This is a genomic window from Acidovorax sp. KKS102 (assembly GCF_000302535.1).
GTDB lineage: Bacteria > Pseudomonadota > Gammaproteobacteria > Burkholderiales > Burkholderiaceae_C > Acidovorax.
In genome coordinates this window covers 3,911,080-3,937,558 of the sequence record NC_018708.1, presented here as the reverse complement: position 1 = coordinate 3,937,558, position 26,479 = coordinate 3,911,080, and the positions used below count along the sequence as shown (strand labels likewise).

At 66.2% G+C, this 26,479-nt stretch carries 28 protein-coding genes; 13 read left to right on the top strand and 15 right to left on the bottom strand.

Annotated elements, in window-relative coordinates; translation table 11 throughout:
- Positions 1–60: 60 nt before the first annotated feature.
- Positions 61–972, bottom strand: coding sequence for a DMT family transporter (locus C380_RS18010; RefSeq protein WP_015015268.1), 912 nt, complete (start codon positions 970–972; stop codon positions 61–63).
- A gap of 140 nt (positions 973–1,112) precedes the next feature.
- Positions 1,113–2,267 carry an aromatic ring-hydroxylating dioxygenase subunit alpha gene (locus tag C380_RS18005; protein WP_015015267.1) on the bottom strand — a complete coding sequence of 385 codons (1,155 nt, stop codon included), beginning with the start codon at positions 2,265–2,267 and terminating at the stop codon, positions 1,113–1,115.
- Positions 2,268–2,543: 276 nt separating this feature from the next.
- Here C380_RS18005 and xseB point away from each other — a divergent pair, with 276 nt between their 5' ends.
- From xseB to C380_RS17985, 4 genes are all read left to right on the top strand, one after another.
- Entirely contained in the window at positions 2,544–2,786 is a 243-nt protein-coding gene (gene xseB, locus C380_RS18000; RefSeq protein ID WP_015015266.1) for an exodeoxyribonuclease VII small subunit, read from the top strand.
- Positions 2,783–3,757 carry a polyprenyl synthetase family protein gene (locus C380_RS17995; RefSeq protein ID WP_015015265.1) on the top strand — a complete coding sequence of 325 codons (975 nt, stop codon included), beginning with the start codon at positions 2,783–2,785 and terminating at the stop codon, positions 3,755–3,757. The genes xseB and C380_RS17995 overlap by 4 nt, the downstream gene beginning before the upstream one ends.
- Before the next feature lie 91 nt (positions 3,758–3,848).
- Entirely contained in the window at positions 3,849–5,744 is a 1,896-nt protein-coding gene (gene dxs / locus C380_RS17990; RefSeq protein WP_015015264.1) for a 1-deoxy-D-xylulose-5-phosphate synthase, read from the top strand.
- A 244-nt stretch (positions 5,745–5,988) separates the two neighbouring features.
- Entirely contained in the window at positions 5,989–7,071 is a 1,083-nt protein-coding gene (locus tag C380_RS17985; protein WP_015015263.1) for a TRAP transporter substrate-binding protein, read from the top strand.
- 474 nt (positions 7,072–7,545) lie between these two features.
- On the opposite strand, the gene C380_RS17980 is transcribed toward C380_RS17985, so the two are convergent.
- From C380_RS17980 to C380_RS17970, 3 genes are all read right to left on the bottom strand, one after another.
- Complete coding sequence (locus C380_RS17980; RefSeq protein ID WP_015015262.1) at positions 7,546–9,333, bottom strand: TRAP transporter large permease subunit; 1,788 nt, start codon at positions 9,331–9,333, stop codon at positions 7,546–7,548.
- A 14-nt stretch (positions 9,334–9,347) separates the two neighbouring features.
- Entirely contained in the window at positions 9,348–9,968 is a 621-nt protein-coding gene (locus tag C380_RS17975; RefSeq protein WP_043565607.1) for a TRAP transporter small permease subunit, read from the bottom strand.
- A 182-nt stretch (positions 9,969–10,150) separates the two neighbouring features.
- Positions 10,151–11,278, bottom strand: a complete 1,128-nt coding sequence (locus C380_RS17970) for a substrate-binding domain-containing protein (protein ID WP_015015260.1) — start codon at positions 11,276–11,278, stop codon at positions 10,151–10,153.
- Positions 11,279–11,340: 62 nt separating this feature from the next.
- Between C380_RS17970 and C380_RS17965 the strand changes: the two genes are divergently transcribed.
- Genes C380_RS17965 through C380_RS17950 form a run of 4 tightly spaced genes read left to right on the top strand, consistent with a single transcriptional unit; the run spans position 11,341 to position 14,470 of the window.
- On the top strand, positions 11,341–12,078 hold the full coding sequence (locus tag C380_RS17965) for an ABC transporter permease (protein ID WP_015015259.1): 738 nt from the start codon (positions 11,341–11,343) through the stop codon (positions 12,076–12,078).
- Entirely contained in the window at positions 12,075–12,803 is a 729-nt protein-coding gene (locus tag C380_RS17960; protein WP_043565605.1) for a phosphate ABC transporter ATP-binding protein, read from the top strand. Before C380_RS17965 ends, C380_RS17960 begins: the two co-directional genes overlap by 4 nt.
- On the top strand, positions 12,800–13,627 hold the full coding sequence (locus C380_RS17955; RefSeq protein WP_043565603.1) for an extracellular solute-binding protein: 828 nt from the start codon (positions 12,800–12,802) through the stop codon (positions 13,625–13,627). Before C380_RS17960 ends, C380_RS17955 begins: the two co-directional genes overlap by 4 nt.
- A 9-nt stretch (positions 13,628–13,636) precedes the next feature.
- Complete coding sequence (locus tag C380_RS17950; protein ID WP_015015256.1) at positions 13,637–14,470, top strand: molybdate ABC transporter substrate-binding protein; 834 nt, start codon at positions 13,637–13,639, stop codon at positions 14,468–14,470.
- A gap of 100 nt (positions 14,471–14,570) precedes the next feature.
- On the opposite strand, the gene C380_RS17945 is transcribed toward C380_RS17950, so the two are convergent.
- From C380_RS17945 to C380_RS17920, 6 genes are read right to left on the bottom strand one after another with little or no spacing between them, the layout of a single operon-like run.
- Entirely contained in the window at positions 14,571–16,268 is a 1,698-nt protein-coding gene (locus C380_RS17945) for an AarF/ABC1/UbiB kinase family protein (RefSeq protein WP_015015255.1), read from the bottom strand.
- A gap of 15 nt (positions 16,269–16,283) precedes the next feature.
- The gene (locus tag C380_RS17940) at positions 16,284–16,778 is read right to left on the bottom strand and encodes a DUF2269 domain-containing protein (protein ID WP_015015254.1); all 495 of its coding nucleotides are present in this window, start codon (positions 16,776–16,778) and stop codon (positions 16,284–16,286) included.
- Positions 16,775–17,173, bottom strand: coding sequence for a DoxX-like family protein (locus C380_RS17935; RefSeq protein WP_015015253.1), 399 nt, complete (start codon positions 17,171–17,173; stop codon positions 16,775–16,777). Before C380_RS17935 ends, C380_RS17940 begins: the two co-directional genes overlap by 4 nt.
- On the bottom strand, positions 17,170–17,694 hold the full coding sequence (locus tag C380_RS17930; protein WP_015015252.1) for an SRPBCC family protein: 525 nt from the start codon (positions 17,692–17,694) through the stop codon (positions 17,170–17,172). Before C380_RS17930 ends, C380_RS17935 begins: the two co-directional genes overlap by 4 nt.
- Before the next feature lie 4 nt (positions 17,695–17,698).
- A complete protein-coding gene (locus C380_RS17925; protein ID WP_015015251.1) occupies positions 17,699–18,814 on the bottom strand; it encodes a saccharopine dehydrogenase family protein in 1,116 nt (371 codons plus the stop codon).
- A gap of 14 nt (positions 18,815–18,828) precedes the next feature.
- Positions 18,829–20,535 carry an EAL domain-containing protein gene (locus tag C380_RS17920; RefSeq protein WP_015015250.1) on the bottom strand — a complete coding sequence of 569 codons (1,707 nt, stop codon included), beginning with the start codon at positions 20,533–20,535 and terminating at the stop codon, positions 18,829–18,831.
- Between the two features lie 180 nt (positions 20,536–20,715).
- Between C380_RS17920 and C380_RS17915 the strand changes: the two genes are divergently transcribed.
- The 4 genes from C380_RS17915 to arsB are packed head-to-tail and all read left to right on the top strand — an operon-like array spanning position 20,716 to position 23,162.
- Positions 20,716–21,042, top strand: coding sequence for a helix-turn-helix transcriptional regulator (locus C380_RS17915; protein WP_015015249.1), 327 nt, complete (start codon positions 20,716–20,718; stop codon positions 21,040–21,042).
- Positions 21,043–21,084: 42 nt separating this feature from the next.
- Positions 21,085–21,585: an ArsI/CadI family heavy metal resistance metalloenzyme gene (locus tag C380_RS17910; protein WP_015015248.1), complete on the top strand. Its 501-nt coding sequence runs from the start codon at positions 21,085–21,087 to the stop codon at positions 21,583–21,585.
- Between the two features lie 9 nt (positions 21,586–21,594).
- Positions 21,595–22,101, top strand: coding sequence for an arsenate reductase ArsC (locus tag C380_RS17905; protein ID WP_015015247.1), 507 nt, complete (start codon positions 21,595–21,597; stop codon positions 22,099–22,101).
- Complete coding sequence (gene arsB / locus C380_RS17900) at positions 22,098–23,162, top strand: ACR3 family arsenite efflux transporter (RefSeq protein WP_015015246.1); 1,065 nt, start codon at positions 22,098–22,100, stop codon at positions 23,160–23,162. The genes C380_RS17905 and arsB overlap by 4 nt, the downstream gene beginning before the upstream one ends.
- 27 nt (positions 23,163–23,189) lie before the next feature.
- Here arsB and C380_RS17895 read toward each other — a convergent pair whose 3' ends face one another.
- Genes C380_RS17895 through C380_RS17885 form a run of 3 tightly spaced genes read right to left on the bottom strand, consistent with a single transcriptional unit; the run spans position 23,190 to position 24,534 of the window.
- On the bottom strand, positions 23,190–23,417 hold the full coding sequence (locus C380_RS17895) for a DUF2798 domain-containing protein (protein WP_015015245.1): 228 nt from the start codon (positions 23,415–23,417) through the stop codon (positions 23,190–23,192).
- The gene (locus tag C380_RS17890; protein WP_015015244.1) at positions 23,414–24,022 is read right to left on the bottom strand and encodes a flavodoxin family protein; all 609 of its coding nucleotides are present in this window, start codon (positions 24,020–24,022) and stop codon (positions 23,414–23,416) included. Before C380_RS17890 ends, C380_RS17895 begins: the two co-directional genes overlap by 4 nt.
- A 47-nt stretch (positions 24,023–24,069) precedes the next feature.
- Positions 24,070–24,534, bottom strand: a complete 465-nt coding sequence (locus C380_RS17885) for a DUF2938 domain-containing protein (protein ID WP_015015243.1) — start codon at positions 24,532–24,534, stop codon at positions 24,070–24,072.
- 116 nt (positions 24,535–24,650) lie between these two features.
- Between C380_RS17885 and C380_RS17880 the strand changes: the two genes are divergently transcribed.
- Positions 24,651–25,097 carry a helix-turn-helix domain-containing protein gene (locus tag C380_RS17880; protein WP_015015242.1) on the top strand — a complete coding sequence of 149 codons (447 nt, stop codon included), beginning with the start codon at positions 24,651–24,653 and terminating at the stop codon, positions 25,095–25,097.
- A gap of 150 nt (positions 25,098–25,247) precedes the next feature.
- On the opposite strand, the gene C380_RS17875 is transcribed toward C380_RS17880, so the two are convergent.
- The gene (locus C380_RS17875) at positions 25,248–26,396 is read right to left on the bottom strand and encodes a helix-turn-helix domain-containing protein (protein WP_015015241.1); all 1,149 of its coding nucleotides are present in this window, start codon (positions 26,394–26,396) and stop codon (positions 25,248–25,250) included.
- Positions 26,397–26,479 lie beyond the last annotated feature (83 nt).

The window sequence follows — 26,479 nt, the reverse complement described above, 5'->3', positions numbered from 1 at the left end:
TCTATTGTGGCGATCCCGATCGGCTGTGTCCTCGCCAGCGCGCACGGGTTTTTGTATCGGTCAGTGTTCTTCGGCCGGTGCGCCGGGTGCGGCCCGGGCCCGCAAGATGGTGGCCACAATGCCGCTGCCCACGATGAGGACCATGCCGATCCAGCCGATGGGCGGAATCTTGTCACCAAACAAAGCCACGCTGTAGATGCCCGCAAACACGATGCCTGAATACTGCAGGTTGGCCACCACCAGCGTGCCGCGCTGGGTCTTGGCGCTGGCATAGGCGCGCGTCATGCACAGCTGCCCGCCCGCAGCCAGCACGCCGATGGGCAGCAGCCACAGCGCTTGCCAGCCCGGCCAGTCCGACATGCCGGTGAACAACATGGCCACGCCGCCCGCGACTGCAGAGCCCACCGCAAAGTAGAAGACGGTGCGCGATTCAGGTTCGCCGAGGCGCGACAGCGCCACCACTTGCATGTAGGCAAAGGCGGCTGACAGGCCCGACATCAGACCGATCATCCCGGCAAAGGCCTGGTTCTGGTCCAGGCTGGGGCGCAGCATCAGCACCACGCCGACGAACCCGGTGAGCACCGTCAGCACCAGCGGGCCTTGCAGGGCGGGCCGGGGCGTGGCGGCAGAAGGCCGCCAGGCCAGCAGCGTGCCACCGACCAGGAAGGCCGCGATCCACACGCTGCTCATGTAGTTGAGCGTCATGGCGGTGGCCAGCGGCAGGTGCGCAATGGCGTAGAACCACGCACCCAGCGACGCCACCCCCACGAGGCTACGCCAGGCGTGCATGCCGGGGTACCGTGTGGCGAGCGTCACGTTTTGTGAGCGTGACAGCAGCCACAGGATGAACATGCCGATCAGCCCCCGGTAACACACCAGCTCCGCCGAGTTGAAGAAGTCCGAGGCGATCTTGACGCACACGCCCATGCTGGCAAACAGGAACGCGGCCAACACCATCCAAAGGGCTTGCATCGGGTTGTGATCTCTTGAGGGGCGCCGTGGAGCGCACAAATGAAAATAGCTGCCAGCGCTTATTTTTTAAGCACTGGTAGCTATTGTAATGAGAGCAAGCCCCGGCGGGCCTGCAGATTGGCGGGGTTTTGCCTCTGTATTCAGCGTTTTGCCGCAGCCGGGTCGATGGTGCCGCTCCCCATGGCCTCGCGGTACCACTCGTGGAAGTGCTGCATGCCGTCCTCCATGGGGCTCTGGTAAGGGCCCACCTCGTTGTCGCCACGGGCCAGCAAAGCCTTGCGGCCGGCGTCCATGCGCTCGCCGATTTCGTCGTCCTCGATGCAGGTCTCCATATAGGCAGCTTTCTGCGCCTCGACGAATTCGCGCTCGAAAGCGGCGATTTCCTCGGGGTAGTAGAACTCCACCATGTTCAGCGTCTTGGTCGGGCTGATGGGGTGCAGCGTGGACACCGTGAGCACATGCGGGTACCACTCGATCATGATGTGTGGGTACAGCGTGAGCCAGATGGCGCCGTACTTCGGCGGCTTGCCTTCGCGGTAGTCCAGCAGCGCCTTGTGCCAGCGCTCGTACACCGGGCTGCCCGCCTTGCCCAGGCGGTTGGCAACGCCCACGGTCTGCACCGAATAGTTCTTGCCAAACTCCCAGCGCAGGTCGTCGCAGGTGACGAATTGCCCCAAGCCCGGATGGAACGGGCCGACGTGGTAATCCTCCAGATAGACCTCGATGAAGGTCTTCCAGTTGTAGTTGCACTCGTGCAGCTCCACGTGGTCGAGCACGTAGCCATCAAAGTCCAGGTCGGCGCGGGGTCCCATCTGGGCCAGGTCGGCGGCTACGTCATAGCCGTTGTCTTCAAAGATGAGGCCATTCCATTCGCGCAGCTTGTAATTGTTGAGGTTCAAGCATGGGTCGTGCGCGAAGTGCGGCGCGCCCAGCAACTCGCCTTTGGGGTTGTACGTCCAGCGGTGCAAAGGGCACACGATGTTGCCGCCCGCGCTGCCCTTTTGCTGGGTGTTCAGCGATCCCTTGCCTTTGAGCATGACCGCTTGCCGATGGCGGCACACATTGGAGATCAGCTCTATGCCGCCCTGGGCGTTGCGCACCAAAGCGCGGCCCTCGCCCTCCTGGGGCAGTGCGTAGTAGTCGCCCGCGTGGGGCACAGCCAATTGATGCCCCACGTAGCGGGGCCCGCGCTGGAAGATGGTCTCCAGCTCGCGCTGGAACAGCGCATCGTCAAAGTAGCTCGAAACTGGTAGTTGGCTTGCGGCCTGCTGCAGTTGAAGACTTAAATCAGACATGGGTGACCTGACCTAAAGACTCCCCACAGAGAGAGTGCGGGAGGTGCGCCGGCGAAGGCGCATCTGGAAAAAGAAAACCGGCTAGGGTGGGTAGCCGGCTCGACGGGAATGGGATTATAGGCGGTGGGGTTATTCCCGCACCCCCGCTACGTGAATAGAAAACACCGGTTCCATCAAAAATAGAGGCCTCCCACGGATCGGCCGCTGTCTGACACGGGCGCCACAGCGCTGCGCCTAAAATCACCGGTTTTTCACCCGCGCACTGCCGCCCCCTCCATGCCCAAGGCCCCCGCAACCCCTGCTCCTCCCGCCGAACCTGCCAGCTACGAGGCGGCCCTGGAGGAGCTGGAGCAACTCGTGGCCCGCATTGAATCGGGCCAGTTGCCGCTGGACCAGATGCTGGCGGGCTACCAGCGCGGCGCCACCTTGCTGGCGTTTTGCCGCCACCGGCTCGATGCCGTGCAGGACCAGATCAAGGTGCTGGACGACGGCCAGCTGCAACCATGGAACCAGGAATGAGCGCATTTCCGATGACTTCCTCGACGGTGTTGAACCCGCCCCTGGATACGAATCTCTGGAGCCAGAATCACCTCGCCCGTGTGGAGCAGGCGCTGTCCTTGTGGGTGGGCGACGGCGCTCCTGCAGGGCTGGGCGACGCCATGCGTTACGCCGTGCTGGATGGCGGCAAGCGCCTGCGGCCCCTGCTGGTTTTGGCTGCGTACGAGGCGGCACTCAGCGGTTCCTCGGATTCCGCCGCACCTGAGGGCGCGGCGGTTCTAGGAGCTTTGGATGAAGCCGCCTTGCGGGCCGCGTGCGCGGTGGAGCTGATCCACGCCTATTCGCTGGTCCACGACGACATGCCCTGCATGGACAACGACGTGCTGCGCCGTGGCAAGCCCACCGTGCATGTGCAGTTTGGCGAAGCCCAGGCCCTGCTGGCGGGCGACGCACTGCAGGCCTTCGCGTTTGAACTGCTGACCCCCGACAACACGTTGATCCCCGCCGCCACGCAGGCGGCCCTGTGCCGGCTGCTCGCGCGGGCTGCGGGCTCGGCCGGCATGGCGGGTGGCCAGGCGATTGACCTGGCCAGCGTGGGCGTGGCGCTGACCGAGGTGCAACTGCGCCAGATGCACCGCCTCAAGACGGGCGCCTTGCTTCAGGGCAGCGTGCTCATGGGGGCCCTGTGCGGGCACGCGGCGCCCGCTGCCTACCAGGCACTGTCCGACTACGGCGCTGCCATGGGGCTGGCGTTCCAGGTGGTGGACGACATCCTGGATGTGGTGGCGGACTCTGCCACCCTGGGGAAAACGGCTGGCAAGGACGCGGCCGCAGACAAACCCACCTACGTCTCGTTGCTTGGTCTGGAGCGTGCGCAGGCTTACGCGCAGGAACTGCTGGCCGAGGCCCATGCAGCGCTGGGGCGCAGTGGCCTGCCCGACACCCGTGCCCTGGCAGCTCTGGCGGACATGGTCGTGCGCCGCTCGCACTGAGCCCGGCCCTGGTCCTTTGCGACTCCATGAATGTCCAAATGCCTGCCAGTGCTTGAATCTCTTGCGCTGGTAGCTATCAAAAGAATAGTCAATGTCCACGACACCCTTTCCCTTGCTGCAGACCATCAATGACCCGGCAGACCTGCGTCGGCTCTCGCGCGCTGACCTCAAGGTGCTGGCGACCGAGTTGCGCGAGTTCGTGCTGCAGAGCGTGTCGCAGACCGGTGGCCACCTCAGCTCCAACCTGGGCACGGTGGAGCTGACCGTGGCCTTGCACCATGTCTTCAACACCCCGGAAGACCGCCTGGTGTGGGACGTGGGCCACCAAACCTACCCGCACAAGATCCTGACCGGCCGCCGCGACCGCATGCACACGCTGCGCCAGCTGGGCGGTATCTCGGGCTTTCCGCAGCGCGCCGAGAGCGTCTACGACACCTTTGGCACGGCGCATTCCAGCACCAGCATCTCGGCAGCCTTGGGCATGGCACTGGCCGCCAAGCGCAAGGGCGACAACCGCCATGCGGTGGCCATCATTGGTGATGGCGCGATGAGCGCTGGCATGGCGTTTGAGGCGCTCAACAACGCGGGCGTGGCCGACTGCAACCTGCTGGTGGTGCTGAACGACAACGACATGAGCATCAGCCCCCCTGTGGGCGCTCTCAACCGCTACCTTGCGCAGCTGATGAGCGGGCAGTTTTATGCCGCCGCCAAGAACGTGGGCAAAACCGTGCTGCGCCCGGTGCCGCCCCTGCTCGAATTTGCCAAGCGCTTCGAGCAGCAGGCCAAGGGCATGGTGGTGCCCGCCACGCTGTTCGAGAAATTCGGCTTCAATTACATCGGCCCCATCGACGGGCACGACCTCGACTCGCTGATCCCTACGCTGGAGAACATCAAGAGCCTGAAGGGCCCGCAGTTCCTGCACGTGGTCACCAAGAAGGGCCAGGGCTACAAGCTGGCCGAGGCCGACCCCGTGGCCTACCACGGCCCCGGCAAGTTCGACCCCAGCGTGGGCCTGACCAAGCCTGCCACGCCCCCCAAGCAGACGTTCACCCAGGTGTTCGGCCAGTGGTTGTGCGACATGGCGGCGCAAGACCCGCGGCTCGTGGGCATCACCCCGGCCATGCGCGAGGGCTCGGGCATGGTCGAGTTTGAAAAGCGCTTTCCGGACCGCTACTACGACGTGGGCATCGCCGAGCAGCATGCCGTCACATTTGCAGCAGGCATGGCCTGCGAAGGCGTGAAGCCTGTGGTGGCCATCTACTCCACCTTTTTGCAGCGCGGCTACGACCAGTTGATTCACGACGTGGCCCTGCAGAACCTGCCCGTGGTGTTTGCGCTGGACCGCGCGGGCCTGGTGGGCGCTGACGGTGCCACGCATGCAGGCGCTTACGACATCCCGTTCGTGCGCTGCATTCCGAACATGAGCATGGCCTGTCCCGCCGACGAGCGCGAGTGCCGACAGTTGCTCAGCAGTGCGTTTGAGCAGGATCACCCCGTGGCCGTGCGTTACCCGCGCGGCAGCGGCGCAGGTGTGGCGCCGCTTGCAGCGCTCGACGGTCTGCCGTTCGGCAAGGGCGAGATCCGCCGTGAGCGCAAGGGCGAGGCCGACGGCAAGGCGCCCCGCATTGCCATCCTGGCATTTGGCACCTTGCTGTACCCCGCGCTCGAAGTGGGCGAGGCGTTGGATGCCACCGTGGTCAACATGCGCTGGGCCAAGCCCATTGACGAAGCCTTGCTGCGCAAAGTGGCGGAGCGCCACGATGCGCTTGTGACGGTGGAAGAGGGCGCCATCATGGGTGGTGCGGGCAGTGCAGTGACCGAGGCGCTCAACGCCATGGGCATCGTGCGCCCCGTGCTGCAGCTGGGGCTGCCCGATGTCTTCATCGAACATGGCGACCCGGCCAAGTTGCTGGCGCTGCAAGGGCTGGATGCGGCGGGCATCCGTGCATCGATTACCGCCCGGTTTTTGCCTGGCAACGCGGGCTGAACGGAGTCGGGCTGCGGGCAGCGCGTCGCGCTGGCCGTGGGTTCCGTGAGGGCTTTCGCACTGCTGTCGCGCAGATGCTTGCAGAACCCTGAAGGTGTGTGTTGAGGCCGGAATTTCGCGGGAAAACCCGCAAAAGTCCTGGGGGTCATGTTCCTACAATGGTTCCGGCTGAAACATGTCCTTGGTGAGCCGCGCACAACGCGTGCGCACCAAGTTTTGCAATCAATATATCGGAGAGAACCTCATGGATCGTCGTTCAATCATCAAGCACGCTGGCATCGCCGGTGTGCTGGCTGCAGGCGCTGCGCCCGCCGTCCACGCCCAGGCTGCCATTCGCTGGCGTCTGGCCTCCAGCTTCCCCAAGTCGCTGGACACCATCTATGGCGGCGCTGATGTGTTCTCCAAGGCCGTCAAGGCCATGTCGGGTGGCAAGTTTGAAATCTCCGTGCACGCTGGTGGCGAGCTGATGCCTCCCTTCGGCGTGGTGGACGGCGTGCAGCAAGGCACCGTGGAAATGGCACACACCGTGCCTTACTACTTCTACGGCAAGAACCCCGCTTTCGCGCTGGGCTCGGCAGTGCCTTTCGGCTTCAATGCCCGCCAGATGAACGCCTGGATGTTGCACGGCAATGGCCGCAAACTCATGAACGAGTTCTACGGCGGCTTCAACATGATCAGCTTTGCAGGTGGCAACACCGGCACGCAGATGGGTGGCTGGTTCCGCAAGGAAATCAAGTCGCCTGCCGACTTCAAGGGCATGAAGATGCGCCTGGGCGGCGGCCTGATCGGTGAAGTGATGCAGAAGCTGGGTGCAGTGCCCCAGAGCATCCCTGGCGGCGAAATCTACCAAGCCCTCGAAAAGGGCACGCTGGACGCTGCCGAGTGGGTGGGTCCTTACGACGACCAGAAGCTGGGCTTCAACAAGGTCGCTCCGTTCTACTACTACCCCGGCTGGTGGGAAGGCGGTCCTGAAGTGGACTTCTTCGTCAACCAGAAGGCGTTTGACGGCCTGTCGGCTGAGAACAAGGCCATCATCGAAGCCGCTACCAATGTGGCCCACGTGGACATGCTGGCCAAGTACGACGCGCTGAACCCCACGGCCCTGAAGCAGCTCGTGGCCGCCAAGACCAAGGTGCTGCCTTTCTCGCAAGCCGTGATGGACGCTTCGTTCAAGGCTTCGATGGAAGTGTTCGCCGAGAACGACGCCAAGAGCCCCGAGTGGAAGAAGATCTACGCCGACATGCGTGCCTTCCAGCGCGACCAGATCCTCTGGTTCCGCTTTGCTGAAGCCCGCTACGACACCTTCATGTCCGCACAGAAGATCTGATGGCCCCGCTGCGGCGCAAGCCGCAGGGCATGTCGATCAGAAAACCCGCCCGGTTCGCCTGGCGGGTTTTTTTGCGTCTGGTGTATGGGGGTTGGATGCTCGATACCGAGGTGCTGCGGGGCAGGAGACGCTGCTGGGTCTCACGCGATATTCGGTCGGCTGGGGCTCAAGGTGTCGCCTCTGTTGCTGTGATCGGCATGTTTGCGCGATCGCTCGGTAGACGCTTGCCAGCGGGTTCAGTGGTCCGCTGAGGGCAACACCTCAAGGCGTAGCGGCCTGTGTGCTGTGAGACTGGTCGGATCAGCGTGAATTGGCTCCTTGGGTTGTAGGTAGGACGATGGGTCGCCTGTTGGCAGCGTTGCCTTCGGCTACGCGCTGCACGAGACAAGCCCATGAAAAAAGCCCCGGCAGACGCTATCTGCCGGGGCTTCTTTGGTTTCAAGGGCTGGTCAACAGCCCTGAGGGTTCATCCGATCACTTCTTCTCGTTGGCCATCGAGTCTTGCAGGGCCTTGAGCGGGTCGTCTGCTGCAGGGGCTGCAGCGTCGCCAGGGGCCGCGCTGGCACCTTCCATGCCTGCGGTGGGGTCGGTGGCCTCGGGGGCTCCGGCCGCATCGGGCATGGTGGCTTCCATTTCCATGCGCACCTTGTCCAGGTCGTAGACCTCGGCTTTGTCCAGCCCGCTGGAGACGATCCCAGGGAAGGCGATGATCAGGCCCACCATCATCAACTGGATGATCAGGAATGGGATGGCACCCCAGTAGATCTGCGGCGTGGTCACCGGCGCAATCATCTTCTTGGTGACCTTGTCGAGGTACTCCTTCGCCGGGGCCACGCTGCGCAGGTAGAACAGCGCGAAGCCGAACGGTGGGTGCATGAACGAGGTCTGCATGTTCACGGCCAGCAGCACCCCGAACCAGATCAGGTCGATGCCCAGCTTGTTGGCCACCGGGGCCAGCAGCGGCACCACGATGAAGGACAGCTCAAAGAAGTCCAGGAAGAACGCCAGGAAGAACACCATGATGTTCACGACGATCAGGAAGCCCAGCTGTCCACCAGGCAGGCCGGTCAGCAGGTGTTCCACCCACAGCGGGCCGTCCACGCCCTGGAAGGTCAGGCCGAACATGGTCGCGCCCACCAGGATGAACACCACAAAACACGACAGCTTGGTGGTGGTGGTGACTGCCTGCTTGAGCAGCGAGAAGCTCAGGCGACCACGGATGATGGCCATGATGCCCGCGCCCAGTGCGCCCATGGCGCCGCCTTCGGTGGGGGTTGCAACGCCCAGGAAGATGGTGCCCAGCACCAGGAAGATCAGCAGCAGCGGGGGGATCAGCACGAACGTCACGCGTTCCGCCGCCTTGGACAGCAGGCCCAGGCGGGTGATCTTGTTGACGCTGGCGACCACGAAGGCCAGGGCCACGCCAAAGCACATGGCCACGACGATGGTTTCGTCCAGCGCCACGCGTTCCACCGTCTCGCCCGACCACCAGGTGTGCAGGGCGGCCATGTTCTTGGCCACATACATCGAGGCGGCCACGCAGATGCCGGTCAGCACCAGCAGGGAGGTCACGCCACTCTTGCCGTTTTCGTCACGCAGCGTACGGGCTTCGGGAGGGATGGCAGGCACCCATTGGGGCTTGAAGATCGCCAGCAGGATGACGTACAGCGCATAGAAGCCGGTGAGCATCAGGCCGGGCAGGAAGGCGCCCTTGTACATGTCGCCCACGCTGCGACCCATCTGGTCGGCAATGATGATCAGCACCAGCGACGGCGGAATGATCTGTGCGAGCGTGCCGGACGCAGCAATCACGCCCGCAGCCAGCCGGCGGTCATAGCCATAGCGCAGCATGATGGGCAGCGAGATCAGGCCCATCGAGATCACCGATGCGGCCACCACGCCCGTGGTGGCTGCCAGCAGCGCGCCCACGAAGATCACGGCCAGAGCCAGGCCACCGCGGATGGGGCCAAACAGCTGACCAATGGTGTCCAGCAGGTCTTCCGCCATCCCGCTTCGCTCCAATATGAGCCCCATGAGCGTGAAGAACGGAATGGCCAGCAGGGTGTCGTTCTGCATGATGCCGAAGATGCGCAGCGGCACGGCTTGCAGCAGGGCTTCGGGCAGCACGTTGAGTTCGATGCCGATGAAGGCGAAGAACAGTCCGCAGGCGCCCAGGCTGAACGCGACGGGGAAGCCGACCAGCAAGAAGCAGATGAGCCCCGCGAACATGATCGGGGCGAGGTTGTGGGCAATAAATTCCATGGTGTGTGCTCCGCTCAGTGGGCCTCGGCCTTGTTCTTGCCATTGCCCTTGGCCGCTTCGGCCAGGTTGCGGATGGATTCAGCCAGTTCTTCCTCGGCCGTCTTTTCGACCTTCTTGACCGTCGGGTCTTCGATCAGGCCTTGCAGGAAGCCCAGGCGCTTGATGAGTTCAGAGATGCCTTGCAGCCACAGCAGCGTGAAGCCCAGGGGCATCATCAGGTACACAGGCCAGCGGATCAGGCCGCCCGCGTTGTTGGACATTTCGCCCGACGCGAGAGCGCGCGTGAAGAACGGAACCCCGTACCAGAGCACGGCCAGGCACATGGGCGTGAGGAAGACGATGTAGCCGAACACGTCGATCCAGATCTGCGTGCGCTTGGAAAAGCGGCTCGAGATCACGTCCACCTTCACATGCTCGCCCTGCAGCAGCGTGTAGCCTGCTGCCAGCAGGAACGACGCAGCAAACAGGTACCACTGCACTTCCAGGAAGGCGTTGGAGCTGATGTTGAACGCCTTGCGCACCACGGCGTTCACGCCGCTGATGACCGTGGAGGCCAGGATCAGCCAGACCACGTACTTGCCGACCTGGGTGTTAAGCCAGTCGATCCCTCTTGATAACTTCAATAGAGCCTGCATGGTGTCTCCAATAAAAAGGCTGTGTGTGCGAGATGCCCAGCCCCCGCGCGGGTGGGCGCTGGGGCTGGGCATGCTGTGACGACGGCGCGATTCTACGGAGCACTGTAGGCGGAGTCTGACAGCAGCGTGACGGTGTTATCCCGCAGCGGCTGCTTATTCTTTAGCTATCAAAACTGCAGCAATTAGGGTTTCTTCCTAGGCGCTGAGGCGCGCTTTTTCCGCGCGAATTGCCACCACGGCAGCACGGTGCTCATGGGCAGCACCTCGCCGCAGTGCCAGGCGCTGTAGCCCGGCAGCGTGGCCATGTGCGCCAGCCACTCGGGGGTTTGCAGCAGGTTGCGCAGCGCCAGCGTGGCAGGCTGGTCCAGGCTGTCTTTCAGGCACGCCAGGTGGTAGCGCTCGTGCACCAGGGGGACAAAGTCCAGCCCCCGCGCGCGGGCCGCCAGCTCGATGCCCATGCCCGCATCGGCCGCCCCTGCGGCCACGGCCTGGGCAATGGCGGTGTGGGAGGGTTCGTTGAGGGCGTAGCCCACGATGCTCTCCGGGTCCATGCCCGCCTGCGCCAGCAAGTCGTCCAGCAGCACCCGCGTGCCCGAGCCCAGCGGCCGGTTGATGAAGCGGGCGCCGGTGCGGGCCACATCGGCCAGGCTGTGCAGGCCCAGCGGGTTGCCGGGCGCCACCATGAGCCCCTGGGTGCGCTGCGCAAAGCCAATGATCTTGTGCAGCCCGGGCTGAAGCAGCGGCTGGTAGGTGCGCGCCGTGAGCGACTGCGCAGCCGCATCGGCCACGGTGTGAAAGCCCGCCAGGGTGCAGCGCCCCTCGTTCAGCGCACGGATGGCGTCCACGCTGCCAGTGAACCGGATGTCGAGGTGCAGTGCGCCCACATCGGTCTGTGTGGCGGCATGGGCGCGCAGCGCTGCCAGTGCGTCGTCGTGGCTGGCATACAGGGTGAGCACGTGGGCATTGGGGTCGAAGGCCACGGCAAATGCACGCTCCAGGTCGGCGTGCAGCGCGGCAATCTGCGGCGCCAGGCGCGCCTGGGCCTGGCGTTCGGCCCACAGCAGCTTGCTGCCGAACTCGCTGAGCTGCGCCGACTGGCCCTTGCCCCAGATGATCAATTCGCCGCCCAGCTGGTCTTCCCAGCGCTTGAGGGCGCCCCAGACATGGCGGTAGGACAGGTCCAGCGCGCGCGCGGCGCCTGAGATGGAGCCGCGCTCGGCCACTGCCTGCAGCAGCTCGGGCAGCGGGTTGCGGATGAGCGCAGTGCCCGCGTCCCGGCTGAGTGTGTAATGAAGTTGGACCCTATGCACGGGAGTTCATATCGCTGGATATTGGATGGGTGCCTACGATAGCCCAAACCGATCCCTGGCCCATGTCCACCCTCACCGAAAGCGCGACCACAGCGCTTGAACTCACCCTCTCGTCCGACCCCGTCCTCTGGACCATCGTGGGCCGCTCCTTGTCCGTCAGCGCCACCGCCTGCCTGATGGCCTGCGGGGTGGGCCTGGTGCTGGGCGCGTGGTTGGGCGTCGCTCGCTTCGCCGGTCGTGGCGCCGTGCTGGCCGTGCTCAACACCTTGCTGGCCGTGCCGTCGGTGGTGGTGGGGCTGGTGGTGTACCTGGTGCTGTCGCGCAGCGGGCCGCTGGGCTCGCTGGGCTGGCTGTTCAGCTTCAAGGCCATGGTGCTGGCGCAGGCCATCTTGGTGCTGCCGGTGGTCACCGCGCTCACACGCCAGACGGTGGAAGATGCCGAGCGCGCGCATGGCGAGCAACTGCGTTCCATGGGGGCGGGCCCGCTGCTGCGCAGCCTGCTGCTGGCCTGGGACGAGCGCTATGCGCTGCTCACCGTGCTGCTCGCATCGTTTGGCCGCGCCATCTCCGAGGTGGGCGCGGTGATGATCGTGGGGGGCAACATCGACGGCTTCACGCGGGTGATGACCACCGCCATCGCGCTGGAGACCAGCAAGGGAGACCTGCCGCTGGCGCTGGCGCTGGGCATGATCCTGCTGGCCGTGGTGCTGGCGCTGAATGTGCTGATTGCGTTGCTGCGGCGATGGCGCGAGCGGGTCGATGGCTCGGCCTCCAGTACGCCGGTGGGAGTAGCCGCATGAGTGGACCTGTGCCAAACCCCTGGGTGGATCTGCGCCAGGTGACCGTGCGCTACGGCCGTGTGCAGGCGCTGGACCATGTCACGCTGCGCATCGCGCCCGGCGAGCGCGTGGCGCTGGTGGGCGCCAACGGCAGTGGCAAGAGCACCCTGCTGCGTGTGCTGCATGGCCTGGCCGATACACATGGGGGCGGCCTGCAGTGCGATGCATCGCTGCGCCAGGCCATGCTGTTCCAGCGCCCGCACATGCTGCGCACCAGCGCCCAGAACAACGTGGCGCTGGCCCTGTGGCTGCGTGGCACCCGCTGGCGCGATGCGCGCCCGCTGGCCCTGACGGCCTTGCAGCGGGTGGGCCTGCAGGGCATCGCGGCGCAGAACGCACGCACCCTGTCGGGCGGCCAGCAGCAGCGGGTGGCGCTGGCCCGCGCGTGGGCCCTGCGGCCCGACGTTTTGCTGCTGGACGAGCCCACCGCCAGCCTCGACCCCCATGCCAAGCGCGAGGTCGAGGCCCTGATGGCCGACTTTGCGGCCAGCCATGGCGCTGCCGGTCCGGCGCACCCCGTGACTATGGTGTTCAGCAGCCACAACCTGGGGCAGGTCAAGCGCTTGGCCAGCCGCGTGATCTACATGGAGCACGGCCGCCTGGTGGCGGACTTGCCGGTGCACGATTTTTTCAACGGCCCCTTGCCGGAGGCCGCCCGTTTGTTTGTCAAAGGAGAGCTGGTATGACGAGTTTTAGGTCTTTTCGCGCGGTAGCGCTAGTGTCCAAAGCGGTAGCGGCTATCGTTTTTGTAGCGTCTGGTTCTGCATTCGCGCAGAGCATCACCATGGCGTCCACCACCTCCACCGAGCAGTCGGGCCTGTTTGGCTACCTGCTGCCCGAGTTCAAGAAGGCCAGTGGCCTTGACATCAAGGTGGTGGCGCTGGGCACCGGGCAGGCGCTCGACATGGCGCGCCGGGGTGACGCCGACGTGCTGTTTGTGCATGACCAGGTGGCCGAAGAAAAGTTTGTGGCCGATGGCTGGGGCGTGAAACGCTACCCCGTGATGTACAACGACTTCATCCTCATCGGCCCCAAGAACGACCCGGCGGGCACCAAAGGCAAGGACATCGTGCAGGCGCTGCAGAGGCTGGCCGCCACCAACGGCAACTTCATCTCGCGCGGCGACAAGAGCGGCACCCACGCGGCCGAGCTGCGCTACTGGAAGCTGGCCGGTGCCGAGGCCGCCAAGGGCAGCGGCTACAAGGAATGTGGCTGCGGCATGGGGCCCGCGCTGAACATTGCGGCATCGAGCGGCGCCTACGTGCTGGCCGACCGTGGCACCTGGCTCAATTTCAAGAACCGTGCGGACTTGGCCATTCTGGTCGAGGGCGACACCAAGCTCTTCAACCAGTACGGCGTGATGGTCGTGAACCCCGCCAAGCACCCGCATGTGAAGGTGCAGGACGCGCAGAAGTTTGTGGACTGGGTGGTGTCGCCCGCCGGCCAGCAAGCCATTGCGGGCTACAAGATCGGTGGCGAGCAGCTGTTCTTCCCTAACGCGGCGCAGTGAGCGGTCTCCATGGCAACACGTTCACAGGCGTCACTCGCCGCTGCAGCCGCTGGTCTGACCTGGGCCCTGGCCGGTTGTTCGGCGGGCCCTGCCAAGGTGCCCATGGCTGATGCGGCCCCCGTGCAGGTGTATGCCGCTGGCAGCTTGCGCGAGGCGTTTACCGAGATCGCGCGCGACCACGAGGCCCGCACGGGCCAGAAGGTGGCGCTGACCTTCGGCGCCTCGGGCCTGCTGCGCGAGCGCATCGAAAAGGGCGAGCCTGCACAGGTCTTTGCCTCAGCCGATGCCGACCACCCGCAGCGCCTGGCCGCCCAGGGTGGCTGGCAGGCGCCCGTGGTGTTCACGCGCAATGCGCTGTGTGCGCTGACCAGCGAGCAGATCAGCGCCACCCCCGACACCCTGCTGGCCACTTTGCTGCGCAGCGATGTGCGCGTGGGCACCTCCACGCCCAAGGCCGACCCGTCGGGCGACTACGCCTGGGCGCTGTTCCGCCAGGCCGACAAGGTTCAGCCCGGTGCCTACGCCCAGCTGGACGCCAAGGCCCTGAAGCTCACGGGCGGTGCGGATTCGCCCAAGCCACCTGCGGGCCGGGGCACCTATGCCTGGGTGATGGACCAGCGCCAGGCCGACGTGTTTCTGACCTACTGCACCAACGCCGTGGCCGCCCAGGCCGAGGTGCCGCGCCTGCGCGTGGTGCAGTTGCCGACCGCGCTGCAAGTGGGCGCGGTCTACGGCCTGACCGTGCGTGCCGATGCGCTTGCTGCAGCGCAGGCGTTTGCCAGTGCGCTGAGCCAACCGCCTGCTCAGGCGGTGTTGCAACGCCTGGGGTTTGGGCAGCCCTGAACGCGGGCTGCCGACTGGCTGTGAGTGTGTGCACACGCCGCGTCTGCCTGCCTGGTGGGGTGGCGCGGCGTGTGTCGTTTAGACCTGTTGCCTGCAGCGCTCAGTCGTCGTCACGGTGATGGCTGCTGCGCCAGATGGCGCGCACCAGCCACAGGCCACACACCACCGCGCCGAAGAACCCCAGGAAGCCAAACGCGGGCAGGCCGAACAGCGTAGGTCCGCCCTTCACGGTCATCACGATGGACGAGCCGATGATCAGCGCCGCAATCACCAGCGCCATTGCCAGACGGTTGGCTGACCGGTCGATCTGGTCGCCCACACGCTTGAGGTGCGCCAGCTCGATGCCCACCTGCAGGTGCCCACGCCGCGCGTTGCGCAGCAGCCGCCCGATGTCGTCCGGCAACTGCTCCACCGTGGCCAATGCGCGCCGCAAGGTGCTCCAGGCGCGTCCGGCCAGCACCTTGGGCTCGTAGCGCGCGCGCACCACCTGCTTGAGCAAGGGCAGGGCTTCGGTCGCCATGTGAAAGTCTGGGTCGAGGTTGCGGCCCATGCCTTCAAGCGAAATGAAGGCCTTGATCAGCAGTGCGAGGTCGGACGGCAGCCCCAGGTGGTGTTCACGCAGGATGGCCGTCACATCGGCCAGCATCTGCCCCAGGCTCAGCTGCGCCAGGGGCACGCCGTGGTACTGGTCCACAAAGGCCTCGATCTCGGTCTCTAGCTGGCCCAGGTTCAGGCCCTGCGCGTCGCCCGTCCAGTCCAGCAGCACGTCGGCCACGGCTTGCGGCTGGTGCTCGACCAGGCCGAGCAGCAGCTGCAGCAGCTCGTCGCGCCGGCGCTGCGACAGGCGGCCCACCATGCCGAAGTCAATGAAGGCAATGCGGTTGCCGGGCAGGTAAAACACATTGCCCGGGTGCGGGTCTGCGTGGAACACACCGTCCCTGACGATCATCTGCAGCACCGCCTGCGCGCCGCGCTGCGCCAGCACCGTGCGGTCAAAGCCGGCCTCGGGTGTCAGCGCGGCCAGGGCGCCGCCGGGCGTGCCGTCGATGAAGTCCTGCACGTTGATGCGTTCGCGGGTGTAGGCCCAGTGCACGCGTGGGATAACGATGTGGGGCAGCACGGCCATGTTGGTGGCAATGCGCTCGGCCTGGCGGCATTCGCCCGCCAGGTCCAGTTCGCGGCGCAGCGAACGGGCGAACTCGCGCACCAGCTGCTGGGGCCGGTACGGTTTGAGCGCGGGCAGCTCGGCCTCGGCCAGCGCGGCCAGGCGCTGCAGCAGGCGCAGGTCGGCCTGGATGGTGTCTGCAATGCCGGGACGGCGGATCTTGACGATGACCTCGCTGCCGTCCTGCAGACGGGCGCGGTGCACTTGCGCAATCGATGCGGCGGCCAGCGGCGTGGTGTCGAACCAGGCAAACACGGCTTCGGGCTCGGCACCCAGGTCTTCGCGCAGCTGCGGGCGCAAGGCGTCGATGGGCAAAGCGGGCACATTGCTGTGCAGCTTCTCGAACTCGGCAATCCATTCCGGGCCAAACAGGTCGGCCCGCCCCGCGAGGATCTGGCCAAATTTGACAAACGCGGGGCCCAGCTCTTCGAGTGCCAGGCGCACCTGCACCGGCGGCTCCACGCGGGCCAGGTCGGCAGCGTGTGTCCAGTTCAGCGCCTGGCCCGCGCGCTCCAGGCGGTCGGTCAGGCCCAGGCGGCGCACGGTGTCGCCAAACCCGTGGCGCACCATCACGCCCAGGATTTCTTTCAGGCGCCCCAGGTCGCGGGCGGTGTCCAGCGTCTCGATCAGCATGGAGCGATCATAGGTTCAGAAGGTCAGGGTGGGTTTGTTCACCATCAGGTAGAACACCACGGCCATGGCCACAAAGGCCGGGTAGCCCAATGCCTCCCACCAGCGGGCGTAGCGCCAGTACAGGGGCGGCAGCACGCCATCACCGTTCGCGGCCTGCGCTGCCTCTGCAGTCTCTCTCGCCATATCCCGCATGCGCAGCTGCAGCCACACCACGGGCAGCCAGCAGGCACCCGCCACCAGGTACAGCGCAATGGAGACGGCGAGCCACGGCGTGCTCCAGGGCAGGCCCGCCATGGCTGCCATGGCCAGCCCCGTGGCGGGCTGGATGAACACCGTGGGCGTGGTGAACCACCAGTCCGCCCGCACCACCAGGCGCGTGACCACCGCCTGTGCCTGCACATTGCCGCTGCGGTTGGTAAAGAACATGTAGAACGCCGAGCCCAGCCCGGTGCCCACCAGCAGCACGCTGGAGATGATGTGCAGCCATTTGAGCGTGAGGTACAGGCTCATGGCTTTTGCAGAGAAGTGGCCTCGTCTTGCAGCAGCACCCACAGGATGGCGGCAATCGGCAGGTTTTTGGTCAGCGGTCCGAAGGGGTGCAGCCACCAGGCTGGTTGTATGGCCGTGGCCAGCAGTGTCATGGCCAGCATCATCAGCAAAGCAGCGCCATACGCTTTGCGGCCCGGGCGGAGCGCCAGCCACAGCCCCAGCACCGCATCGGCCGCCGCCCCGGCCAGGATGATGGCAGTGGGCAGCCACAGGGCGTGGCCCCCGGCCCAGGCTGTGGGCAGCCCTGCCAGCAACTCGCGGCTTTGGCCGTGCAGCTCCCACACGCTGACCACGGCGGTGGCCAGCCAGACGACCACGAGGCTGGCGCGCAGCAGCTGAGCCGACGCGCGGTTCATGGGGTGACCTTCTGTGCTGCGGCTTTCGCGACACCCTGCGTCTGTTGCCAGTCTGCAATGTCGGCAGCACGGACCGCCAGGAACTGCGCCAGGCGCTGGAACCGCTGGCGCGTCTTGCGGACAAAGACCCAGTCCACCACAGGCTCCATCACCGTCCGCAAGGCTGCCGGGCCGACTTGAAAGGTGTAGGTGTAGATCAGCAGGGACTGGTGGGGGCCCTGCGCCTGGTGGCGCATGGAGGCGGCCCACTGGGTGAAGGGAAACGATTGGCCCACCATGGCCGCAGCCGCAACCACAGGGCGGTCATAGCTGACGAACTGCGTGCGCATGGACAGCGCCCGCAATGCACCGGCGCCCAGGTTCTCGGTGGTGGCGCCCACACTGGGGCAGGGCGCACCGCTTTCCACGCTGGTGCGGCGCACCAGCGAATCCCACTGGCACCGCCACTCGTGGTAGTGAAAGGCATCGAACACAACGTCGGCCCGCGCTGGCATGGGGAAGGTCAATTTCCGGTGGGCCATCGGCTCATTCCTCCACCACATCGGTCACCATGCCCCACTTCGCAAACTCGGGGGCAAAGGCCTCCAGGGGCAGAAGGCTGGTGCTGGTGTGTGCCCCGGTGGGTAGCGGCTGCCCGGCTGCGAGCTGGCGGGCCAGCAGGATGGCGGCCATGCAGGGGATCTCGGGGCCGTGGTCGTTATCGGCCGCAATGTGCCATGCGCGGCGCCGGGGCTGGCCTTGTGCGTCGGCACCCGCCACACGCACCACCATGCCGCCCAGCGGCGTGCCCAGAAAGTCCAGCGCGCCGCCCGCGTGGTGCATCAGCCAGGCCAGCTTCTCGGGGTGGGGCAGTACGCCCCAGCGGCGCAGCGTTGCCAGGGTGGCAAAGGCTCTCTGCGCCAGGCCAACCTCCAGGGCCGCGCGGAAGGTGACGCGGTCGCGCGCCCGGTAGTGGGCGGGAAAGATCTCCAGGTCCGGGATGTCGCAGACCGCCCCCAGGCGAGGGCGCAGCCGCTGGAACTGGACGGGGCTGGGCCGCGCCCAGCCGCTGTGCGGCTGCCACCGGCCACCATCCCACACATCAATAGGCAGGCCGCAGTAGCTCAGCACCGCCGCCAGCGTGGCCTGGCCCCGGGGCGCCCGTTGCGCAGGGGCAATGCAGATGTCGATGCTGTCAATGCGCTGCCAGCCCGCGCACAGGTGGTCGATAACAGCCGAAGACAGCGCTGGCACCGTGCTGGCGCCAGCAACGGCCGTGCGCCCGGCGGCAGCGAATGCTGCCTGCATGGCGGCAGGAAAATCGCACACAAACCGGCGACCGTCGGCCAGGTCGATGTAGTGCGCGCCCGCCTCGGCCGTCGCCTGGGCCACGTTGTAGGCCTGCGCCTGAAAAGGGCCTGCCGTATGGATGACCAGACCCACACCCCACTCGCGCAAGGTGGTGGCCAGGCCGGGCGCCTGGTGGTCCAGCGCCACGCCCTGGGCGCCGTGGCCCAGCGCGTCCGCCAGGGCCTTCGCTTGCAATGCGTCCCGGCCCGCCACCAGCAGGGCCATGTGGTGGCGTGTGGCCTCATCGCTCACCAGCGCGCGGCAGATGCGCGCCCCAAAGTTGCCGTAGCCGCCCAGGATCAGGGTTTTCATTGCAGCCATGGGGGTCATGCGCCCGAGGCCCAATACATGCTGGGCTGCGTGGGCACAAAGGAGGTATCGCTGCCTCTGCCACTGCCCGGCGTGTGCAGCAAGGCCTGCAGGGCGGTGCGCTGCGACTGCAGTTGCGTGCGGTGCCAGGTGGGTACGTCAGGCGCTGCAATGGGGCGGCTGAACAGGTAGCCCTGGATGTGGTGCAGCCCGGCAGCGGCCAGGGCCCGCAGCTCCTCCGGCGTCTCTACCCCCTCGACCACTACCGACAGGCCCAGGTCCCGCGCCAGGGCGCAGATGTGCCGCAGCAGTTTCTGACGGCGGCGGTCTTGCGGCAATTGGCGCACGAACAGGCGGTCGCACTTGATGCCCGCAATGGGGAGCTCCGCCAGCATGCCCAGCGACGAATAACCGGCGCCAAAGTCGTCCATCAGCACGGCCACGCCCAGGGCGCTCAGCGCGCTGATGGCCGCCACCATCTGGGGGCCCAGCGCAATGACGGCATGCTCGGTCATTTCGAGCTTCAGGGTGCGCGGGGGCAGGCCGCGCTGGGCCAGCTGCAGGCCCAGCCAGGGCGCAAAGCTCTCGTGCATCAGCGTGACTGGTGCCACATTGACGCTGATGGCCACTGCATCCAGCCCCTGCGCCCGCCAGTTGCACAGATGGTCGAGCGCATTGCGCACAATCATGCGGTCCACCTCCGCCGTCTTGCCCTGCAGCTCGCACACCAGCAAGAAGGTTTCGGGGTTGATGCGGCCCAGGGTGGTGTCGGTCAGCCGCAGCAGTGCCTCCAGCTGCACCCCGCTGCGCTGGGTGTGGATGATGGGCTGGAAATGCAGGGCCAGGTTGTCGGGGTGCAGCAGCTGGTCCAGGTGGTCGGCAATCAGCGACTGCTGAATGTCGCTGTGGGCGTTGTGGGCCAGCGCCGAGGTGCGCATCATTGACAGCCCGCGCCGCAGCAACTGCTGGCGCCCCGCGTCCGAGCGCAGGTTGCTCAGATGCTCCATGGCCACCGCCATCGCAAACACCAGCATCACAACGAGCAAGGCAGCTCCATCGGACGCCGCATCGCGGTCGCCCTGGTGCAGGGGAAAGGTATTGACCAACAGCCAGTGCAGCACCAGGATCGCGCCGCCGCACAGCAGCTTGTCTAACCAGTTCTGGGCGCGGTAGCGGGGGGTGAGCACACTGAGCTTGGCGGCGCGATGGCGGATGGCGCAGTAGCACGAAATGCCGGTGGCAATGCCCAGCGACAGCACAGTGGCCAGCAGGTTGATCTGCCCGAAACTCTGCACATGGCTGCTGGTGATGGTGAAGTGCCCGGCCAGCGTGCCCACCGCCAGCCACAGGCTGGCCAGTGCAATGCGGCGTTTGCTGGCGCCGGTGCTGAGGGTGGGGATGGTGAGCCGCGCACTCACCACCATGATGACCAGGCCGCTGAGCGCGGGGACCAGCTCCAGCACGTGGTGCGACAGCTCGTTGTACAGGAACAGGCCGACCACATCCAGCGCCCACACGATGGAGCCAATGCACAGGGCTGCGTGCGATGCACTAATGCGGCGGCTGGACGGGTCCACGGAATACGCGGTGTGCTCCACCAACTGCTGGCACACGTGCACGACCAGTGCCGCAAAGACCCAGAACAGCAGGCTCTGCAGCAGTGGCGGAAACCCCACCACAAACACCTGCATGGCGCCCTGCCAGATTGAAACCAAATCGTCCACGTGCTCCCGCCCTTTTTTGTATGCGGGTCATCATACGACCGTGGGGCGGGGCCAACGCGTAACAGCCTGTGGCGGGTGCGTGCTCCCGGGCGATTGGCTGCCATCCGGGAAGGGCGTGGGTTTCCAGTGATTTTTTGGATGCCATTTCCAATAATTCAACAATCGTTGTATTATCGATTAATGCAAGAAACCGATGTTGTCCGAGCCCTCGCAGCCTTGGCCCAGGAGGTGCGCCTGCGGGTCTTTCGTGCGCTGGTGGTGGCGGGCCCTGCGGGGCTGACCCCCGGTGATCTGGCCGCCCAGTTGGAGGTGGCGCCCAACACCCTGTCCTTTCACCTCAAGGAGCTGTCGCATGCCGGGCTCATCAGCCAGGAGCGACAGGGCCGCAACCTGATCTACCGCGCCGCGTTCGACACCATGAACGCACTGCTGGCCTACCTCACCGAAAACTGCTGCGAAGGTCAGGGCTGCGCGCCTGCCGACGCGGCCGCGTCCTGCCATTGCTAACCGTTGCTGACCGTCTCTGTCCACCCCCCCGAGGAGAACCCCATGAAACGCTTCCACGCCCATGTGCATGTCGATGACCTGGCCCAGAGCATCGCGTTCTATTCCAAGCTGTTTGCTGCGGCACCCACGCGGGTGGAGGCTGACTACGCCAAGTGGATGCTGGAGGACCCGCGCGTCAACTTCGCCATCTCCACGCGGGGCACCACGCCAGGCCTGGACCACTTTGGCCTGCAGACCGACGACGCTGCGGAGCTGGCCGAACTGAAGGCCCGTGCCGAGGCCGCCGACATGGCGTTGCTCGACGAGGGCAACACCACCTGCTGCTACGCCCGCAGCGAAAAGCACTGGGTGACCGACCCGCAGGGCATTGCGTGGGAGCACTTCCATACGCTGGGGGACATCCCGGTCTTCAACGAAGCCGCGCCGTCTTCCGCAGCGGGAGCCTGCTGCACGCCTGCGGCGGCAGCCCCTGCGCCAGCGGCGCCTCGGGCGGCGTGCTGCGGCCCGGCCACGGCCACAAACTCCAAAACCAGCTGCTGCTGAGACCGCCGCATGACCGCCTTGAACGTTCTCTTCCTCTGCACCCACAACTCGGCCCGCAGCATCCTGGCCGAGGCCTTGCTCAACGACATGGCACCGGGCAGGTTCCACGCGTATTCGGCGGGCAGCAGCCCGCGCGACAACCAGCAACCCAACCCGCTGGGCCTGGAGGTGCTGCGTGCCGCCGGCATCTCGACCGAAGGCCTGCGCAGCAAAAGCTGGGACGAGTTTGCCGCCCCGGGCGCACCCGTGATGGACCTCATCATCACCGTCTGCGACAACGCGGCGGGCGAGGTCTGCCCCATCTGGCCGGGCCACCCGGCCACTGCGCACTGGGGCTACGCCGACCCGTCCGCAGGGGAGGGCTCGGACGATGAAAAGCGCGAGGCTTTCCGCAAAACCTTGCACGCCATCCACCAGCGGCTGGAGCTGCTCATCAACCTGCCTGCCGACAAGCTCGAAAAGACCCTGCTGCAGCACACCGCGCGCGAGCTGTCGCGTGCCGCCGCCACACCATGACGGGGCGTTGCGAACCGGCCGGCGCGCCCGTGCCGGCCCCCATGAGCGTGTTTGAGCGCTACCTCACGGTGTGGGTGTTGCTGTGCATCGTGGTGGGCATTGCGCTCGGGCAGTTCTTGCCATCGGTGTTCCAGGCCGTCGGCCGCATGGAGATCGCCAAGGTCAACTTGCCCGTGGGCCTGCTGATCTGGGTGATGGTGATCCCCATGCTGGTGAAGGTGGACTTTTCTGCGCTGGGCGAAGTGCGCAAGCATGCCCGGGGCATTGGCGTGACGCTAGTGGTGAACTGGCTGGTCAAGCCGTTTTCGATGGCGCTGCTGGGCTGGCTGTTCATCCGCCACTGGTTTGCGCCCTACCTGCCTGCCGACCAGCTGGACAGCTACATCGCGGGCCTCATCCTGCTGGCGGCTGCTCCCTGCACGGCCATGGTGTTCGTGTGGAGCCGCCTCACTGGCGGCGACCCGCTGTTCACGCTGTCGCAGGTGGCACTGAACGACAGCATCATGTTGGTCGCGTTTGCGCCGCTGGTGGCGTTCTTGCTGGGCATCTCGGCCATCACCGTGCCGTGGAACACCTTGCTGACTTCGGTGGTGCTCTACATCGTGATCCCGGTCTTGCTGGCCCAGTGGCTGCGCCGGTCGCTGCTGGCCCAGGGGCAGGCGGTGTTCGATGCCGTCATGGCGCGCATGGGGCCTTGGTCCATTGCCGCATTGCTGGCCACGCTGGTGCTGCTGTTTGCGTTCCAGGGCCAGGCCATCCTGCAGCAGCCGCTGGTGATTGCGCTGCTGGCCGTACCCATCCTGACCCAGGTGTTTTTCAACGCGGGGCTGGCCTACTGGCTCAACCGCGCAGTGGGGGAAAAGCACAGCGTGGCCTGTCCATCGGCACTGATCGGCGCCTCCAACTTTTTCGAGCTGGCGGTGGCCGCCGCCATCAGCCTGTTCGGCTTTCACTCGGGCGCCGCGCTGGCCACCGTGGTGGGCGTGTTGATCGAGGTGCCGGTGATGCTGCTGGTAGTGCACATCGTCAACCGCAGCAAGCGGTGGTACGAGCGGGCGTGAGTAGCGCGGCGCAGCCCGTCCGCACGCTCAGCCCCTCGCCGTGAGCAACGCCACCGCCTTGCGGGCCAGTGGCGCTGCCAGCATCACCGCCGGGAAGGCGAACAGCCACCCGGTCAGCCATGCGCCCGCCCAGAGGCTCACAAAGTCCTGCTGCGGCTGCAGCGCGCGAAAGGTGGAGATGCCCGACACCAGCAGCGACATCACGCCCGACAAGATCAGGCTGAACAGCACCGGGCCATAGCGGGCGGGGATCATGCCGCCACCTCTTCGCCAGTCTGGCGTGCGGCTGCACCGCCCACACCGCCCAGGCGCTGCAGTGTCTCTGCGAAATGCTGGCCGAACATGCGGGCGGTTTTGGTGTCACCGGGCACAAACGCATCGGCCGCCGCCCCATGGCCCGCCTGCGCCATCAGGCCCGACCAGGAGCCGAGCCGGTTGGCCGCCTCGTCGTACGGCACCCCGGCATGCTGCTCGGGCAGGATGGGGTTGCCCACCCACACCATGCCGTGCTGCATGGCAAACACCCACATCGACATCAGCGTGGACTGCTTGTCGCCCGCTGGCAGTGACGACACGGTAAAGCCCGCCGCCAGCTTGTTCTTGAGCTGATGCGTCTTCCACAGGCGACCTGTGGAATCCATGAAGGTCTTGAACGGCCCGGAGACTCCGCCCAGGTAGGTGGGCGAGCCAAGGATGACGCCGTCGTAGCGCAGCAGGCGGTCAGGTGCCTGCGCCAGGTCTTCGGCCCGGACCAGTTCAGCGAGGATGCCCGGCACGGCGCGTGCGCCGTCCAGCACGTGGTGGGCAATGTGCGCGGTGTGGTCGTGGGCGCTGTGATAAACGATGGCAATGTGTTGCATGGTGTGGTTTCCTTGAGAGTGATTTCGGGGGCAAGGCGCGGGACAGGTCAGCGTGAAATCAATGCGATGACCAGCGCGGAGAGATACAGGCCCAGGCCAAACACGGTGTGGTTGGCCAAACTGCGCAGGCAGTTCTTGAGCGGGGTGGGCGTTCGCGATGCCGCAAAGCCCGAGCCCATGGCGGGCTGCATCACTAAGAGCGGCGCCGCCACGGTGCCCATGCCCACGGCCAGCGCGGGCAGCAGGGTGGGGCTGTGGACCCAGGCGTCGCCCTGCAGAGACAGCAGTACCCCGGCAAAAGCCACGCCCACGGCGTAGTGCGTGAGCCAGCCCCAGGCCAGCTCGCCGCGCACCGGAGCCGCCTTGGCGATGGCGGCGTGGGCGACTTGCCCGCGCACCAGGTGGCCTACCCAGCGGCCGATGAAAGCGAAGTTGAGCGTGGGCACCCCCAGCCTTTTGAGCAGCAACAGCCAGGCATCCATGACGGCGGTGGCGCCAATGCCCAGGAGCATGGCGAGGGGAATGTCTTGCAGTGAGAGAGTCATCAAAACACCTCGGAAAGTTGACGGGAGAAGGTTTTGAACGGAATATAGAAGTTCAAGTAAACTTGAGGTCAAGAGGTTTTTTCATGGACATTGCCGAAGTCGCCAAACGCTCCGGTCTGCGGGCGTCCACGCTGCGGTATTACGAGGAGAAGGGGCTGATCCAGTCGGTAGGGCAACCCGGCGAGCGCCGCCGGTTTGCGCCTGGCGTGATGGACCAGCTGGCGCTGATTGCGCTGGGGCAATCGGCCGGGTTCTCGCTGGACGACATCCGGTCGATGTTTTTGCCCAGTGGAGAGCCGAACATCGACCGGCAGCTGCTGTCAAGCAAGGCCGACGAGCTTGACACCATGGTCAAGCGCCTCAAGGCCATGAGCAACGGCCTGCGGCACGCGGCCGCCTGCCCGGCCGAGAGCCATGCGCAATGCCCGTCCTTCCAGCGGCTGCTGAAAGCCGCCGCTGACGGAGCGCTGGAGCGCCAGCAGCGGCGCAGCGCGCAGCCCGTGGTGGGCCTGCGCCGGCCGCGTGCCTGAGCGGCCCGAGGCGCCTCGGTTGATGGGGTGATTGAGTTGCTATCTATTTAATAGCTGCTCAGGCATATTGCACTAGCGCTATCGGCCCAAAAGGCTTGAAGTGGAGGCGCCGGAAGCTTGCACAGCGGTGTGGGCCGCAGCGCGGGCCCGTCACCCGCCCTTGGGGGCGCCCAGCTTGCGGTACACCGTGGCGCGGCTGATGCCCAGCGCACGCGCCGCCTCGGCCACGTTGCCGCGCGCCTCCTGCACCGCGCGGCGGATCATTGCGACCTCGGCCTCGCGCAACGGGGCGGGCGCCGATGCAATGCCTGGCACCGCTGCCGTGTGGGTGTCGCCCACGGTGCGGGCGTGCGCAGGCAGCTGCGCCAGGGCGTGCAGCCGCAGGCCCGACCAAAGCGGCAAATCCAGCGGCTCTCTGCGCTGCTGCCGGGCCGCGTCGAACAGCATGGTCCAGGGCATGGCCAGCAGGTCGCTGCAGTGGGTGCGGGTGCCGGGCAGGCCGGGGGTGCGCAGGGGGTGGGGCACGAGCTGGCGGGCCATGCTGTTGGCGCCCACCACGCAGCCGTCGGCGTCCAGCGTCAGCAGGCCGTCGCCTTCGCCGCCCAGCGGGCAGCCCGGCCAGTTCAGGCGCAGCAGCAGGGAGTGGGGCAGCTGCAGCAGCAGCGCGTCTTCCATGGCGCGGGCCGAGCGGGCCACCAGGTGGCGCAGCTCGGGCCGCTCGGGCACATCCACACCCGTCAGATCCAGCATGCCCATGCAGCGGCCCTGTGGGTCGAACAGCGGCGCCCCGGCGCAGCTGTAGCTGGCGTTGTCGTCAAAGAAATGCTCGCCCCGGTGCAGCCACACGGGCTGCAGCTCTTCCAGCGCGGCGCCGATGGCAGTGGTGCCCACGGCGGCTTCCGACAGATCAATGCCCACCCGGCCGATGGCGCTGGCGCGCGGGTCGCTCCGATCGCAATGGCCTTGCACATCGACGACGATGCCACGTGCATCGGTCAGCATGGCGAAGTAGCGCATGCCCGCAATGGCACGGGTCAGCTGCTCCAGTACCGGCCGGGCCGCGCGCAGCAGGTGATGGTGCTGCTCCTGGCTGTGGCGCAGCGCCGTGGCGCTGACGGCGTCAAACGCCACGCGCCGCGTGGGCTCCAGGCCCCGCGCCAGGCAGCGCTGCCAAGACCGTGCAATCCACGGCTCCACCTCGGCGTGCACGGGCGCTGCACCGTCGGACAGCAGGCTCTGGCGCGCCCGCGCAATCAGCGCGTGGCGGTCAGCAGCGGGGTGGGGCGCGGAGATCAGCATGGTGAACAGGCTCCTGGAGGTCCGCATGATGCGCCGGTGTGCAGTGCAGCATGTTTCATTTTGAGAATATCCAGCCAGGGGCC